Here is a 16,962-nt window from a genome sequence, read left to right as displayed (position 1 = left end):
TCAGTAAAACGAGATAAATTAGCGTAGCTGGTTTAGCCCTTCATTTTGTAGAACTTGACGTGAAATAATCACACGCATGATCTCATTGGTACCTTCCAGAATTTGATGGACACGTAAGTCTCGTACATGGCGCTCAAGCGGATACTCATTTAGATAACCATAGCCGCCGTGCAACTGCAGGGCCTCATTAGCAACATCGAAACAAAGATCTGTAGACAGACGTTTTGCCATGGCGCAGTAGGTAGACGCTTGTCCATCGTTGTTGTCAACTTTATCAGCTGCTAGATACAGCATTTGGCGTGCGGCGATGGTCTGGGTCAACATATCAGCAAGTTTAAACTGTACCGATTGTAAGCTAGCAATCGGGCTACCAAACTGGCTGCGCTCTTGCACATAACTGGTTGCGGTCTCTAACGCCGCTTGTGCCGTACCTACCGCACAAATACCGATATTAATACGACCACCATCCAGTCCTTTCATCGCGATACGAAAGCCTTGGCCTTCCTCACCTATCAGGTTTTCTACAGGGACTTTAACGTCTTTAAAACTAATCGTGCGTGTTGGCTGTGCTTTCCAGCCCATTTTATGCTCGTTTTTCCCATATTCGATACCAGCACTATTGGCGTCTACGACGAACGCTGACACGCCTTTGGGCCCAGCGCTACCAGTACGTGCCATTACTACCAATACATCGGTTGAGCCTGCGCCAGAAATGAAGGTTTTTTCACCGTTTAGTACGTAATGCTCGCCTTGCTTCTCCGCTTTGGTACGTAAGGAGGCTGCATCAGACCCTGCATTTGGTTCTGTTAGGCAATAGCTGCCAAGCCACTCACCGCTGACCATATTGGGTAGATATTTTTTGCATAGCGTATCGCTACCATATTCACCAATCATCCATGCCGCCATATTATGAATACTCATATACGCTGCTACAGCCGTGTCGCCCCATGCAAGCTCTTCGAATACCATCGCTGAGTCCAGTCTTGGTAGGCCCAAGCCATCATATTCTGGATTGGTGTACAGTCCCAAAAAGCCAAGCTCACCAGATTTTTTGATTATATCTATTGGGAAATGCGAGTTACGATCCCATTCAGCAGCATTTGGCTTTAGCTCTTTTTGCGCAAACTGACGAGCCGTCTGGCGAAAGGCGACTTGGTCATCGGTCAATGAAAAATCCATAGGGTCATCCTTGTTCTTATAGATCAAATAGAGGGCTTAAATCTCGGATAAACGTTGATAAAAGCGCTAATAAAAAGGTTGGTCAGAGATTTTATAAGACATTAGCGCGACATGATAGCGGTATAACGATAATAAAATTGCGTTCAATATTACCGCAAGTCGCATGATCGTCATACCGAAAACACAAAATGTCATACTGAAAAGACAATGAGCTGACGATTAAATTGAAATCGTTGTGTTGACACCGCGGCTTGCTTCATCATCAAACCAACGTGCCGTCACAGTCTTGGTCTGAGTATAGAACTGGACCGCTTGCTTACCATAAGGACCTAAGTCACCAAGCTTGCTGCCACGTGAGCCTGAGAAGGAGAACATTGGAAGTGGCACAGGGATTGGCAAGTTAATACCGATTTGACCAACTTGAATGTCTTGCTGGAATTTATGTGCAGCCGCCCCTGACTGAGTAAATATCGCCGTACCGTTGCCATGTGGATTGGCGTTCAGTAGTTCAATCGCTTCGTCCAAGCTATTAGCACGCATGATACATAGTACTGGGCCAAAGATTTCTTGTTGATAAATTTGCATATCACTTGTGACATTATCAAAGATAGTTGGGCCTACAAAGTTACCTTTCTCGAACCCTTCAACGGTAATTCCACGACCGTCAAGTATCAAGCTTGCGCCCTCTTCTACCCCAGTTCCAATCAAGTGCTCAACACGGGCCTTTGAAGCAGGCGAAATCAGTGGGCCTAAATCCTTGTCATTTTTGCCAGCTGAGACGACCAAGCTTTCTGCTTTGGCTTTAATCTCATCAATCCATTCACCAGCTGCGCCTACTAGTACGACGACTGACAGTGCCATACAGCGTTGACCAGCGGCGCCAAATGCTGCGCCTGCTAGCTGATTGAGAGTTTGCTCTTTATTAGCATCAGGCAGGATAACACCGTGGTTTTTTGCACCCATCATACATTGAGCACGCTTACCTGATTGGCTGGCACGCTCATAGACATGTTTACCAACGTTGGTAGAACCCACAAAAGAAACCGCTTTGATATCTGGATGGTCGCAGATAGCATCGACGGTTGCTTTGCCGCCATGTACCACATTCAGCACGCCTTCTGGTACGCCCGCTTCAATCGCTAGCTCAACTAAGCGCATAGTCACCATCGGATCTTGTTCAGACGGTTTTAGGATGAATGTATTACCCGTAGCAATCGCCATTGGGAACATCCATAGCGGAATCATCGCGGGGAAGTTAAATGGCGTAATACCAGCACAAACACCGAGTGGTTGCCAAATACTATAAGTATCAACGCCTGATGCGACGTTTTCTACAAAGTCGCCGATTTGCAAATTGGCGATACCAGCGGCATGCTCTACCACTTCTAAACCGCGGAACACATCACCGCGTGCATCAGCAATCGTCTTTCCTTGCTCTGCGGTCAAGATTTCTGCCAACTCATCCATATGATCACGAATCAGAGACTGATACTTTAAAAAGATACGCGCACGCGTGGTGATTGGCGTTTTGCGCCATGTCTCAAACGCAGTCTGTGCGGCTGCGACAGCTTGGTTAATCTCATCATTAGTAGTTTGTGGCACTTTGGCAATGACTTCTTGCGTCGCTGGATCAGTGATATCAATCCATTCGTCGGTGTTTGATTGTACGAACTGACCATTGATGAGCTGTTGAACGTGGTGCATAAGATATCCTTATCTTTTTTGCGAGACTACCGTGTGACGGCACCTAGATATTTATTAGAAAAATAAAAGCGATGAGTATCTGACTATAAAACATTATTAAAAACTAAATTTTAAAATGATTTATTTTGTATCGTTATTGACTATAACAATAAATCATTTTTACGGTCAAGCGCTTTATCAAAATTTTATCTAAGTTTATTTTAATAGCACGTGCTCTTATAAAAATTGTTTAAATAACAAAAACAAAAAAGCCCATGATGACTCATGAGCTTTTTGAAGTTAACCTGACTTTGATACGCGATGAACAACATCACTATTTTTGTATGAGGCTAATTTATACCAATCAATAATCTTTCATCGCCTGCTTGATCGCATCAATAGCAGTTGGGTTATCAAGCGTTGACATATCTCCTGTCGGTTGGTTTTCCGCCAGTGCACGAATTGAACGACGTAAGATTTTTCCAGAGCGGGTTTTTGGCAGTGCCTGTGGGAAATAGATAGCAGCTGGTCGCGCAATGCCGCCCAAAGATTTGACGACAGCCCCTATCACTTGCTGCTCGATGCGAAAACGGTTTTCGGTGGTTTCAATTTGCGTTTGATCTTTTAGGACACAGAATGCAATAGGTAGCTCGCCTTTTAGCTCGTCTTGAATACCCACCACAGCACACTCTGCCATCTCTGGATGTGTGCTGATGGCCTCCTCTATCTCTTGTGTGCCTATGCGATGTCCTGCAACGTTAATCACATCATCGGTACGCCCTAAGATGTAGAAATACCCTTCTTCATCTGTTACTGCATAGTCCGAGGTTGAGTACTGCTGACCATCAAACAGACCAAAATAGCTGCTAATAAAGCGCTCGTCGTTACGCCATACCGTGGTGAGACAGCCAGGCGGTAGCGGTGCTTTAATTGCAAGCAACCCTTTTTCGCCAGCCTGACAAGGATCGCCTGTTTCCTCATTGATGACATGCGCTTCATAGCCATACATCGGGTAGCCAGGTGACCCCTGCTTGTGCGGTTTGTGATTGAATTTTGGCGTATGACTTAAGATTGGCCAACCAGATTCTGTCTGCCAATAATGATCTAAAATCGGTACGCCTAGATGTTGGGTTAACCAATTGGCCGTTGATTCATCAAGCGGTTCACCTGCCAGAAAGAACGACTTCACACTGGAGACATCGTAACGCGTCATCCAGCTTTCGTCTTGTTTTTTGAGCATGCGCACGCCTGTAGGAGCGGTGAATAAAATATTAACTTTGTTGGCCTCGACGATGCGCCACCAGATGCCAGGGTTTGGCATATGCGGTAAGCCCTCATACATGATACTGGTCATACCCGCCAGTAACGGCGCATAGATCGTATAAGAGTGCCCAACGGCCCAACCAATATCAGATATTGCCCAAAACGTCTCGCCCGCCTTGCCATCATAGACATAATCTATCGACGTCGTCAGCGCAACTGCATGACCACCGGTATCGCGTTGCACCCCTTTTGGTGTGCCAGTAGTACCAGAAGTATACAGCAGATAAGACGGGGTATTTGACTCAAGCCAAACTGGCTCTACGACTGCATTGGCCTCGCAGCTATGACGACGCTCGGTCGCATAATCAAAATCGATGTCTTTGGTTTCAAATGGCAATATACCGCGATTGATCACCAGCACATGCTCTGGTTTGACAGTCGCTTGCTCGACGCCTTGATTGACTAGGTTTTTATAATTGACAACCTTACCGCCGCGTAGCCCTGCATCTACCGTAATGACCATTTTGGCTTCGGCATCATCCATACGAATAGCCAAGTTATGGGCGGCAAACCCACCAAACACGACTGAATGCACGGCACCAATACGCGCACAAGCCAGCATGGCATAAGCCGCTTCCAATATCATCGGCATATAGATAATGACACGGTCACCCTTGCCAATACCGTGACGCTGTAGCACATCGGCAAAATAATTAACTTCTTTATATAAGTCATTATAAGTCAGGCGACGCTTGGTATAGTCTGTATAAAATTCAACGTTATTGCCGAGATCCTTAAACGAATCAACGACCGCTGGAAAGGTTTCTATCAATTCTTGATTAATCTCTGATGACACCCACACAAAAGCATCTTGCTCTGCACGGTCTGCTAGATGACGATCGACACAGTTATAACAAAGATTGGTCTCACCGCCGACAAACCATTTGGCAAAAGGCAGATTACTGTCATCTAGAATTTGCTCAGGCTCTTTATGCCAATAGATACGCTTCGCCTGCTCAGCCCAAAACTGCTCTCGATCCGTAATAGACTCATGATAAACATCAGCGAAGTTTGGCGTGTCTGTCGTTTGGGTAGAAACTGGGGATTGGGAATGGTCGCTCATAGTAGCTGTCCTTAGCATAAACGAGAAATGAGGCAATAGTATTTTATAGTTAAGGCACTCAGTAAGTTGTAACGGTATTCACCTCGCGCGACGCTCTGTCTGCGTGCAACTGGCTGATACCAACTCTAAAATGCTTCAACTATAAAAAACCATGTCTTAGTAAATACTGGTCATCCTTGCCAGAATTAAAAAACCGATACATATCGTATCGGTTTAAAATGTAGCAGAGCCTATCGGAAAGGTCAACTATTAAGCGTGTAATACGCACTACATTTTGACGAATACAAATATTTGAACATTTAACTAATACTAATTAAATCTCAGTTTGATTGGCATACATCTCACGCATGACTTTTTTGTCATGTTTACCAACGGAAGTTTTTGGTAGCTCATCAACGAATTTAAACTGACTTGGCACGCCATACTTAGGAATGATACCGCGCTCTACCGCTTTTTCTGCAATCGCTTTGATATCATCAGCACTAGTATCCTTAGCATCAGGCTTTAGCACCACCAAAGCCAACGGACGCTCACCCCATTGCTTATCACGCACCCCAATCACTGACACATCAGCCACTGACGGATGTAGTGATAAAATGGTCTCAATCTCTAATGATGAAATCCACTCACCACCTGATTTGATCACGTCTTTTAAGCGATCGGTAATTTTGATATAACCATCAGGACGTATGTACGCAATATCTTGGGTATGCATATAGCCATTTTCCCACAGCTCTTTGCCAGCGTCGTCGTTTTTAAGATAGCTTTGGGTCAACCAAGGCGCACGTAATACCAGCTCACCTGTATTTTCTGGCCCAGTTCCCACTGACTTGTTGCCTTCGCCCCATACCTGAGCATCGACCATAAGTACGGGTTTACCTGTCATACAACGACGGGCAATGTCTTCTTCTTCCGTCATTGTTGGCTCATCTAAGCTAAAGTGGGTCAAACTAATAAGCGGGGCGGTCTCTGACATCCCGTAGCCTGTGTAAACTTCAATGCCTTGTGCCATCGCCGTTTTGGCTAGACCTTCGGTCAATCTTGAACCACCAATAATCATTTTTAGACCATTAAAGCTAGCGTCGCGGTCTTGTGCTTCTTTGAGTACCATTTGCAAAATCGTTGGTACACAATGGGTGATACTGACCTTTTCATTGACAATTAAGTCCATCAACGTATCAGGCGCATAACGACCTGGATAGACTTGCTTTAAACCGACCATCGTTGCTGTAAACGGAAAACCCCATGCATGCACATGGAACATTGGCGTCATCGGCATATAAACATCACCATAGCTCACGCCTTGCTTATCAGGCAGCATACCCAAAGTTGCCGCTTCTGCTAGTGTATGTAGCACTAGCTGACGATGGCTAAAGAAAACCCCTTTTGGATCACCTGTCGTGCCTGACGTATAAAAAGTCGTCGCGATGGTGTTTTCATCAAAATCTGGGAAATCAAATTCGCTATTAGCAGCTTCTAGTAGCGCTTCATACTCGCCTGTGACACGGCTTTGGTTACTACCAAAAATACCTTCAGCAGTGACACCATTGTCATCAAGCCAGATAATATGCTCAATACTTGAGTTCTCGAACTGATAGTCTTTAACCAATGGCGCAAACTCAGAGTTGAGCATGAGCACTTTAGGCTTGGCATGGTTGATGGTATAAAGGATTTTCTCAGGCGATAGACGGATATTGACGGTCTGTAAAACGTACTCTGACATTGGTACGGCAAAATAAGACTCAAGATAGCGATGACTGTCCCAATCCATTACGGCAACCACATCACCTGCATCGAGCTTTAGGTCTGCCAATACATTGGCCAAACGATTGATCCGCTCGAACAGCTCTTTATAAGTCAGGCGCTTTTTGTCCGCATACACAATCTCTTGATCTTGCGATACCGTTTTGGCACGGCTTAATAACTGCTTGACCAGTAATGGATAATCGTAGGCAGATGGTGCACTGTGGTAAATGTTTGACATAGATCTGACTTCCTTGTTTGTCGTACTTATAAGGGATAAATAACAATAATAATCAAGTTACTAGCAGCATAAAATCTACTGCGCTAACCATTTTAATTTTTATAATAACATCGTTATTGATAGTAAGAAAAAAGCGGCGCTGTGTAAAGCGGTCTTACATTAAGTATCATAAGATGGCCGACCAGACCTATGCTACATAATACAGCCAATCACTTTACCCGTACTGTGGTTTTAATCATTCCAAAACTGGCTATTAATAACGCCAGTACCTGCACAAATAATAACAACCATACGGTAAGAGACCACTGCCCTCGCGCATAAGCTATGCCACCCAGCCATGCTCCTAGCGTACCGCCTGTATAGTAGCCCATATAATATAGACCCGATGCTAATGAGCGGCCTTTTTTCACATTGACCGCGATATAGCTGATGGTCGCTGACTGTGTGATAAATACACCTGAAGACATAATAGCCAGTCCTATAATCACCCCCCATAATGGCGTGACCAGAGTCAATAACACCCCAACCATCGATACGACGATAGCCACCCGTACTGTACGCGCCGATCCAAATCGGCGTAGCAATGTCGTAGATAATGGCGTGATAATAACACCAAGCAAATATACTGCAAAAATATTGGCGAGCGCACCAGTACCAAGCTCATAAGGCTTATCTGCCAAATGTAAATTGATAAAAGTGAAGCAGCCTACAAGGGAGAACAGCACACAAGCGCCAAGCAGACAAGCTGTCACCACATAGCGATTGGTGACATGCTCACCTAGCGTCTGTATCGCTGAGCGAAAATTAGGATTGGCCACAAAGTGACGAGACGATGGTAGCATCTTGCCGACCCATATCGCGCCTAGCAGGGTCATTGCCGTCATCACATAGTAACCATGACGCCAGCCTATCAGCTCATGTAAATGCCCTAACAAGAACCGACCCATAAAGCCACCAAGCACGCATCCTGACACATAAAAGGACATCAGCTCAGTCATTGCCCGTCCCTCAAACTCCTCACCGATATAGGCAATTGTCACCACCGTAATGCCCGGTACAGACAGTCCTTGCATAAAACGCCAAATGCCGACCCATTCAATGCTCGAGCTCTGGGCGATGAGCGCTGTTGGTATCGCCAAAAACAATAAAGCGCCAACGATAAATGACTTGCGCCCGACTGCATCTGAGAGCATACCTAGAAATGGTGACATAATCGCAATGGCTAACACAGTGGCACCAACGATCATACCAGCCTGAACTTCGGTCGCAGCAAAGTCCACCATCATGACCGGTAGTACTGCCTGAATAGAATACACTTGCAAAAAAGCAAACATACCTATTAGGCCAATTGTGAGCTTCAATATCCACGATGTTGAATGATTGGAGGTGACTGGTGGCACAGCTGTTATATCTTGGATCTGATCTTTAGAATTATTCACAGGGGATCTGACTATATTGGTTATACCATGACTGTAAATGATAACCGTCACTGGCGTGGATGGTAGAGAGGAATAAAGGTGATTTATGCTAAATGTATAAGCAAAAGCACCGTTATTAAACGATAAATGTTCATCATAGTGACAAGCCAATTATGGTAGCACATTCATCAATATACTCAGGTTTAAAAGTGTTATTGCCTCTTGATAGATTCTTTATTTGGGTTCGAGATTATCGTAGAAAAACTTGACTAGGAATCACATTTCGACTTAAGACGGTGAAGACAGTTTTCGACTCACAAGGTCATGATCAACGTTACGTTTATTGCATATACAGGATAGTATGGTTAGATGCTGTTGACGCATTTGTTAATCATTTAACTACTTTAACGATTGATAACAGTGACAGTTAACAATCACTACCTGCGTCTATCTTTTTTAGCCTAGAGACGTGCACGACCCCACAACCTTTGAGAATACGATTTACAATGATGAAAAATATGGTGCTTTTAAAACTTATTATCGCGATGAGTACATTGGTTTTCTCTACGATGGCTGTAGCAGAAATAACTGTGTCAGAAACTAGCGTTAAAGGTCTCAGTCCAGTTGGATCAACACTCGACGCTACAAACTCACTAGCGGCTGTAGACTGTATAAAGGATGACGCTATCACTGCTATTGAGCTCACTAAAACACGTGATAACGGTCCGTTTTCTATCAGTACCAAGCATGTGAGTCGCCAATCAGCCAATGGCTTCGGTGGCGGCACCATACATTATCCAACGGATGCTGGTAGCTGTGGTCTGCTAGGTGGTATCGCGGTAGTGCCAGGTTACGTGTCTTATGAGTCTTCTATCAAATGGTGGGGACCGCGTCTAGCCTCTTGGGGTTTTGTCGTTATCACTATTAATACTAGCTCCATTTATGATAATCCGGATAGCCGTGCTGAACAATTGAGCGCGGCTCTCGATCATCTCATCGCTGATGAAACAGTGGGTCATACAATCAATCCAAATCGTTTGGGCGCGATTGGCTGGTCAATGGGCGGCGGCGGTGCGCTACGATTGGCAACTGAGCGCAGTACGGTGCAAGCCATCATTGCACAAACGCCCTATCACGATACGAGCTATGGTGCGATGAATACGCCTGCTCTATTCATCGCTTGTGAAAATGACCGTATCGCCCCGAATAAAAAATATACCAATACCTTTTATCAAAAAGCTGACGGTCCAAAAATGAAGGTCGAGATTAACAACGGCAGTCATTTCTGTGCCAGTCATCGTTTTAACGAGAAACTATTAAGTAAGCCTGCTATCGCATGGATGCAACGTTATATTAATGGTGATACCCGTTTCGATAAATTCTTATGTGGCAATGAAAGCTACAAAAATGAGCCTCGTATCTCAGCCTATGATTACGAAGACTGTTTATAAGCTATTTTCAATCTACTTACGAAAGGGAGAACAGCCTTCACTGCTGATGATGACATTTGAATAACAACTCTTTTTTATTTTTACACATTTACATTGCTTCTATCTTTTTTCTTACAGACTTTACTGCCATAAAAATTAATAATCGTATAGTCAATTCTCTATAAATTGGATATGGTATCAGGCTCGCTTAGTCTACAACTTGTAGTACTTTCACTCGCCTTCCTTGTATCCAAATTATATTGAACCGACTGTAGGGTGCTACAAACAAGTAAGATGATTGAATAAATGAACGATTAAGGAGCAATGTTGATGACTGATGAGATGTATGATTTAGGTGCAGGGTTTTGGAGTATTCGAGGCTCATTTATTAAAAATGGCATACTTGATATTGGGGTTCAATGTGCACTTATAAGACTATCATCAGAGCGATTTATCTTTTTAGATAGCTATACATTAACTGGTGATGTGCGTCAGCAAGTCATGGCATTGACCAATGATGGTCAAAATGTCGAAGCCGTCCTCAATGTTCATCCGTTTCATACAGTACACTGTGCTCAAATGGCCAAAGACTTTCCGCAAGCGACGTTTTATGGGAGTAGCCGACATCCGAGACAAGTACCTGAAGTCAATTGGGCAGACGACTTGGTCGAAAGCGATGCCATTGCTGCGCGTTACCCTGAACTCGAATTTTCTATACCTCAAGGCATCCATTACATCTCACTTGACGAGACGGTTCATGCCAGCTCCTTATTGGTCTATCATCCTGCTAGCCAGAGCATTTATGTCGATGATACTTTTGAGATACCACCTTCCAAGCGATTCAATGCCGTACAGCCTAACCTAGGCTTACACCCTACTACCAAAAAAGCACTCAAAGATGACGCTAATGCTGGTAAAGACTATTGCGACTGGGCAATAGAGCTGGCACATGAGTGGCGCAGTGGCCGTCATTTTTGCGGCGCACATTCAGGCTTAGTGGTGTTTGAGGAAGGTCAATTTGAGGCAACACTTATATCAGCGATTGATCTGGCTCGCCCTGAGCTTGAAAAAGCATAAAAGCGTAAAGAGTTAGAACACATACCATTAAAACAACTCGAAAGATGAAGCTTACAGTGAAAAATTAGCTTTGTTTTATTTACATATTCTATTTAATTTACTAGATGAGGAAAATTATAAATGACTGATCACATTCATGATTTAGGCGCGGGATTTTGGAACATACGCGGAAAATTCCGTCTCGGTGGCGTGCTAAACATCGGCACTCAATGCTCGCTAGTCAAGCTACCATCAGGGAAATTTATCTTTTTGGACAGTTACGCCCTAACGGGTGATGTTCGAGATGAGGTTATGGCACTCACTAACAATGGTCAAGATGTCGAAGCGGTGCTGAACGTACATCCGTTTCATACAGTCAGCTGTGCTCAAATGGCCAAAGACTTCCCGCAAGCGACATTTTATGGCAGTAGCCGCCATCATAAAAAAGTACCAGAAATCAATTGGGCAGATGATTTGGTAGAAAGTGACGCAGTCGCTGCACGCTATCCTGAGCTTAAGTTTTCAATGTCAGAGGGCATTTATTATATCTCGCCCAATGAGATGATCCATGCAGGTTCTTTATTGGCTTATCATCCTGCCAGCCAAAGCTTGCACGTAGATGATACTTTTATGAGTCCACCAACGAAGTTATTAGAAGCTGTATTGCCTGAGCTAATACTACATCCTACGACCAAAAAAGCACTGAAAAACGAGCCAAATGCTGGCGCGCAATATTGCGACTGGGCGACCAATTTGGCTCATGAGTGGCGTGACGTTCGCAATTTCTGTGCTGCGCACTCTTATCTTGTTCAGTTCAAAGAAGGTGGGTTTGAGAAAGCACTGGTGAAAGCCGTTAAGAAAGCACGTCCAAAACTAGAAAATGCTTAATTTCTCACACCTTAGATATATGTTTGATAAATATAAAAATGGGTCGCTATTACTGTATTTACTAATGTAGCGACCCATTTTTTACGCCAATGACTTTATAAAATATGCGATTATCGAAGCTGTTACCGAAACAGCAATGTCGCTAACTCATCTTCATTGTTCAGAATATCTGCCAATGTATGACGCTCAAGCACATTGACAAATGCGGTGAGTGCTTCAAAAAACACGCTTTTAAGCTGACAGGCTGGACTAATCACGCAGCCTAGTGATTTATTCTTTTTTTCCTCAATGAACGTCACTGGCAAATCTGCCTGATGAGCACCCTGCTCACTATCCTTATGAGATGCTGGTACGGCAAAGCATTCAACCAGATTGAAATCAGGCTCTATCTGTTTGATCAATACGCCCAAATTTATATCTTTAGGCGCACGTGCCAATCGTATGCCACCATTTTTGCCGCGCACACTTTCTATATAACCAAGCTGACCTAGCTGATGAATAATCTTGGTCAAATGACTTTTAGAAATACCATAACTGTCAGCAATATCGCTAATATTAGCCAATAATGAGGGATCTGGTCTCACGGCTAAATAAATCAATGAGCGTAGCGCGTAGTCACTATAATTGGTCAATCGCATGTACTTGCGCTCCTATTTTTTATAAATTTTATATATTAAGCTAGGGCGTGTCATCAATTAGATTATGAGCATTAAAATAAGATAAATTGATGCCAAATAAGGAAAAGTTCGCAGTGAATATGAACATATTGACAAGAACTTTGACACAGCTTAACGAAAATTTAGCCATTTTAAGGCCATAAATTGCATCAATGTGCTAATTGATGACACGCCCTAGACAAAGTAAGTCGCATTTTTGGTAATAACGTTTAGACATAGCATTTGTAAACAGTATCGTTAGCCCGCTTTAACCAAATAAACCATCAGGCCGAGGACGTGCCAACATTGGCAGATAACTGATGCAAAATAGCACAAAACATGCAATCCAAGCACTTTGCGCCATCATAATCCACATTAGGTAATGACTCATATCTACTAGCGGTAGTAGTACGCGGCTGATAAATACTAAGACCATCAAGCCATACATAACGCTTACCGTTTTTGGCGGTTGATGAATACTGCGACCCGTATGTCCCAGAGATACTCTAGTCATCATGGCTAACGTCATCATACCAACACCAGCAATCGCCAGTCCATGCATGGCGATGCTGTGCGGATAACCGAGCCAAGGCTGTAATGCGTATAGTAAAAAACTCAAACACATGCCTAAAAACGCAATATACAACGACCAAAGTAATGGTTTCTGCCAAATACCGTGATGATACCACCCTATCAGACGTACAATATTAATCACTGCTACACCGAGCGCGGTAACCGTCAAGAGATACTGGTTTGGATAAAATACATCACTAATAAAAAAGGCGAAGAAAAATCCTAAGCTTGCGATATCTTGTGTCTTACTATTACGTAGTTTAATGGGTTCTGACGTTTCCATATCTATACTAAGACCACGTTCAATAAAAAATGGCACCACACGTCGGCCAATCGTTAGCACTAACCCAATGATCAAGTAAAACCCAAAATAAATCCCTATCTTAGTTGTATTCATATCAGCATTGATAATTCCCCAATAGCAGAGTCCGTTGCCAAAGGTCAGCAGTGCCAGTTTTGCCAAGATACCCATTTGCTTGTATTGCTTAACTTGCCATACTGCTCGACATATCACATATGCCATCGAGGCGACAAATACTACATCAAAAAGGGCTGCTATATATAACCACGACATACTATCACCTATGAGCGTTATGCCAAGCCCAAAACTTAGCCAGCTCAGACGTGCTAACAACCAACAGACAAAGATGCCTAGCAGCTTATAACCATGCGGCATCATTACCCCTGTCCATGTCTTGACCGCAGTTAGCAAGAACCCGGCTACCACTGCCAGAGCATAACCATACACCATTTCATGGCCGTGCCAGTATAACGGGTTCAAAACCTGTGCATCGATATCGGTGTGACCAGTAAACACAAACGCCCATAGCAGCATCGTTACTACAGCAAATAGCGCAGCAGCACTAAAAAATATGCGAAAGCTCAAATTAAGGATAGGATGCGGAGATCTTGGTGGTTTGCTAGGTAACTTGATAGAGTGCATAGCCATCTTCTTAAAGAATATAGATGGCTTTAATTATAACATTCATTTTAAATGAACTTTATAAATCTTTAGTCTGATTATTGAAATATTCTATCCATTAAAGTGCAGCGCCTACGGAAATCTCTAGAAGCAAAATCTCAAGTATAGTTGAATTCAAATAATTTCGATACAAGGAAACCGAGCGCAAGTTATACATTAGTATGCTTAGCGAGGATGACGATGTAGCGGATTTATATGGATTTGACTATATAAAAATAGAGAAAGCAATCTGGCTGTTCTTTAGCTATTATTTAGACATGACTTAGTCAACACCACTTACAACTGTAATGCCGCGATGACTAACGATACGACCACTATCGCCGTGACATACTGCCTAACTTTAAAATATATGTAACTGATAATCTGCGCTCGATGCAGACTATAATCGATAACCAACAGACTTATAAACCCAATCACTAATAGCCAAATAAAGCTACTGGCTGACAAGGTCAAAAAACCAAGCCAAAGGCCAAGCGCAATGACATTGCTATATATAGGCAGCTTAACCCCCCACTCATTGTCCTCTGTCAAGCTCAGATGATTGCCCCAATGTGCGCCTGCCATAAACGAGCCAATCATTAGGCCATAAGCACTTAGTATATCGACTACCGAGCCAAGCATAGGCACGGTAACAACGTCTATCATCAGCAAAAATGCACAGGCGACAAACGGAATAGCACCTGCAAAAGTTAAATAAGGACTGGGCTTTTTCATCGTTTAAACCTATCTTATAATTAGTCTAATAATGGCTGTCACCTGTTAAGTGAGAGTTTGCAACATACCTTAGTCGCTCTTTTGAGGGTTGCCTTGCCACTGACGGATAAACTCACCATTTGGATCGTATTGTTGGGTTTGCTTGTCGAGATTAAACTGTCTGCATCCTCTTGGATCAGCACCCACGCCTGCCAGATACTGCCAATTGCCCCAATTACTAGCGACATCGTAGTCGATAAGATGTTGCTCAAAGTAAGTAGCCCCGTAACGCCAATCAAGGCCTAGCTCATGGATAAAGCAGCTAGCAACCAGTTGTCGTCCGCGATTCGATATATAACCTGTCGTACGCAATTGGTTCATGCATGCGTTGACGATAGGATATTGTGTTGTACCATTTTTCCATTGTGCTAACAGACTCTCAATCAATTGAGTTGAAGGCGCGTGCTGAGCGATGCCCTTAAACCAAAATAACTTTTGCTGGTGGGTCACAGCATACCAGTAGAAATACTCACGCCACAGCAGCTCAAACCATATCCAATAGGTAGAGTCATTTGCAATCATATCGCGCTCATAACGGCGCAGACGATTCAATATCATATTTACAGACAGTGAGCCGTTTGCCAGCCAACCGGAGAACTTTGTGGAATGCGCCCACTCATCTAGCGCGTTTCGGGTAGTTTTATAAGTGCTGGGCGCATCGGAATCGAAATAGGCATCTAAGTGCTTAAGGCCATTTAACTCACCACCTCTAAAACTGGATGGCTGCTGTGATGGCTTATCACGCCCTGCCTGATTAGACAACTGATATTCAAAAAAGTACTCGTTCCTACTCTGCATATTGTCAGGTAATGGAGCAAGTGTTTCTGGCGTTGGAGAAATGGCTATATCTTTTTCTGCATGCAGCAAATCATAATCGGTTTCTATTTGTTTACGAAACTGTGTAAAGCTTTTGGGTAAGCTCTCTAGCGGTAACTCGTCAAACAAAGTCGATGTTGTTTGAATGTGCCACTGTATCTCTGGATATTTCGCCTGTAGAAGGTCATATACTTTGTTTTGATTATAATCTGCCTTCTGGCTGATGCAGATATCTGTCACTTGTTGCTGCGCTATTAGATCACTCAACTGAGTAAAGACGTCCAATGCTTCATCGTCTTTCTGAAAATACAGTAACCTATTACCCCGCTGTATCAATGACGCATTTAAATCAGCCAAGCTCTCATGCAAAAACTGCTGGCGGGCTTGACCCATAGCCTCATAACGATAGGCGTCTTTATCGTCTAATATATCTGTCAACAATGACGCATAAACCAATAGCAGCTTTCCATCAGTGGACATTTCAGATGCTTTTAATAGAGTGGCATTGTCGGCTACCCGCAAGTCATTATGGAATAGCACCAATGTGACATTTCTGTTCGCTGAGTTGTTCGCTGCTTGATTTGGCATACCCTATCCTTCTGGCTGTTTAGCGCTAATCTATTATTTTTAATCTTTAGTCTTTAATCTTGAAATATCATATACAGTATAAAACATACTTAGCATTCAACCATGATGCGAGCCTAACACTTGTAAGGCAATGCGCTCAGCCCCAGAAACCACTTATAAGCATTGACTCTCATGTGTCTGACTGCTTAAATGGCTTACCTCTAGGAGAACACCATGACTCAAAATAATACTACGACTGAAGAAAATAAATCAGATGAAAAGCGTAAACTTATTAATCGATTTTTGATGAGATTGACAAAAGAGCAGCCTCAAATGTACTACGCGACCACCTCTGAGATATCGCGGAGTATTCATACGATGATAAAAAAACACACCAATCGCCTGTCGGTAGAAGAACAAGCACTGGTAAGACGAATGACTATGGAAGAGATTGAAGGGTTACTTGGTTTTCATGCTAGATAAATGATTGACTAATTTCAAATACGTCATTATCAGTAAGTTGCCAAATAACACACAAAAAAAGACCGCTATCAAAGCGGTCTTTTTTATTAGCTAGTAGCTAGACTTAAT

The 16,962-nt window shown here is 43.3% G+C and carries 13 protein-coding genes; 4 read left to right on the top strand and 9 right to left on the bottom strand.

Going from position 1 to position 16,962, the window contains the following annotated elements; genetic code table 11:
- Nucleotides 1-18: 18 nt before the first annotated feature.
- From CXF61_RS07455 to CXF61_RS07435, 5 genes are all read right to left on the bottom strand, one after another.
- A complete protein-coding gene (locus CXF61_RS07455; RefSeq protein WP_165597745.1) occupies nt 19-1,179 on the bottom strand; it encodes an acyl-CoA dehydrogenase family protein in 1,161 nt (386 codons plus the stop codon).
- Between the two features lie 219 nt (nt 1,180-1,398).
- Nucleotides 1,399-2,883 carry a CoA-acylating methylmalonate-semialdehyde dehydrogenase gene (locus CXF61_RS07450; protein WP_165597744.1) on the bottom strand — a complete coding sequence of 495 codons (1,485 nt, stop codon included), beginning with the start codon at nt 2,881-2,883 and terminating at the stop codon, nt 1,399-1,401.
- A 343-nt stretch (nt 2,884-3,226) separates the two neighbouring features.
- Complete coding sequence (locus CXF61_RS07445) at nt 3,227-5,248, bottom strand: propionate--CoA ligase (protein WP_165597743.1); 2,022 nt, start codon at nt 5,246-5,248, stop codon at nt 3,227-3,229.
- Nucleotides 5,249-5,561: 313 nt separating this feature from the next.
- On the bottom strand, nt 5,562-7,232 hold the full coding sequence (locus CXF61_RS07440) for a fatty acid--CoA ligase (protein WP_165597742.1): 1,671 nt from the start codon (nt 7,230-7,232) through the stop codon (nt 5,562-5,564).
- A 209-nt stretch (nt 7,233-7,441) separates the two neighbouring features.
- A complete protein-coding gene (locus CXF61_RS07435) occupies nt 7,442-8,632 on the bottom strand; it encodes an MFS transporter (protein ID WP_413775330.1) in 1,191 nt (396 codons plus the stop codon).
- Between the two features lie 524 nt (nt 8,633-9,156).
- On the opposite strand from CXF61_RS07435, the gene CXF61_RS07430 reads away from it, so the two are divergent.
- The 3 genes from CXF61_RS07430 (at nt 9,157) to CXF61_RS07420 (ending at nt 12,024) form a co-directional block, all read left to right on the top strand.
- Nucleotides 9,157-10,101 (top strand): dienelactone hydrolase family protein, encoded by a 945-nt coding sequence (locus CXF61_RS07430; protein ID WP_165597741.1) that lies wholly within the window; start codon nt 9,157-9,159, stop codon nt 10,099-10,101.
- Nucleotides 10,102-10,410: 309 nt separating this feature from the next.
- Nucleotides 10,411-11,157: a hypothetical protein gene (locus tag CXF61_RS07425; protein WP_165597740.1), complete on the top strand. Its 747-nt coding sequence runs from the start codon at nt 10,411-10,413 to the stop codon at nt 11,155-11,157.
- 120 nt (nt 11,158-11,277) lie between these two features.
- Nucleotides 11,278-12,024: a hypothetical protein gene (locus CXF61_RS07420; RefSeq protein WP_165597739.1), complete on the top strand. Its 747-nt coding sequence runs from the start codon at nt 11,278-11,280 to the stop codon at nt 12,022-12,024.
- A gap of 122 nt (nt 12,025-12,146) precedes the next feature.
- Here CXF61_RS07420 and CXF61_RS07415 read toward each other — a convergent pair whose 3' ends face one another.
- The 4 genes from CXF61_RS07415 to CXF61_RS07400 all read right to left on the bottom strand — a co-directional run bounded on the left by CXF61_RS07415 (nt 12,147) and on the right by CXF61_RS07400 (nt 16,392).
- Entirely contained in the window at nt 12,147-12,662 is a 516-nt protein-coding gene (locus tag CXF61_RS07415) for an Rrf2 family transcriptional regulator (RefSeq protein ID WP_165597738.1), read from the bottom strand.
- A 286-nt stretch (nt 12,663-12,948) separates the two neighbouring features.
- Complete coding sequence (locus CXF61_RS07410; RefSeq protein ID WP_165597737.1) at nt 12,949-14,196, bottom strand: NnrS family protein; 1,248 nt, start codon at nt 14,194-14,196, stop codon at nt 12,949-12,951.
- A 315-nt stretch (nt 14,197-14,511) separates the two neighbouring features.
- Entirely contained in the window at nt 14,512-14,949 is a 438-nt protein-coding gene (locus CXF61_RS07405) for a DUF3429 domain-containing protein (RefSeq protein ID WP_165597736.1), read from the bottom strand.
- Nucleotides 14,950-15,018: 69 nt separating this feature from the next.
- Nucleotides 15,019-16,392, bottom strand: a complete 1,374-nt coding sequence (locus CXF61_RS07400) for a DASH family cryptochrome (RefSeq protein WP_165597735.1) — start codon at nt 16,390-16,392, stop codon at nt 15,019-15,021.
- A gap of 213 nt (nt 16,393-16,605) precedes the next feature.
- On the opposite strand from CXF61_RS07400, the gene CXF61_RS07395 reads away from it, so the two are divergent.
- Entirely contained in the window at nt 16,606-16,854 is a 249-nt protein-coding gene (locus tag CXF61_RS07395) for a hypothetical protein (protein WP_165597734.1), read from the top strand.
- The last annotated feature ends 108 nt before the right edge of the window (nt 16,855-16,962 follow it).

Origin of the sequence: Psychrobacter sp. 4Dc (assembly GCF_002836715.1) — a bacterium.
Taxonomy (GTDB): domain Bacteria; phylum Pseudomonadota; class Gammaproteobacteria; order Pseudomonadales; family Moraxellaceae; genus Psychrobacter.
Note: the sequence above shows the minus strand (reverse complement) of the source record. Positions and strands in the feature narration are given on the sequence as shown.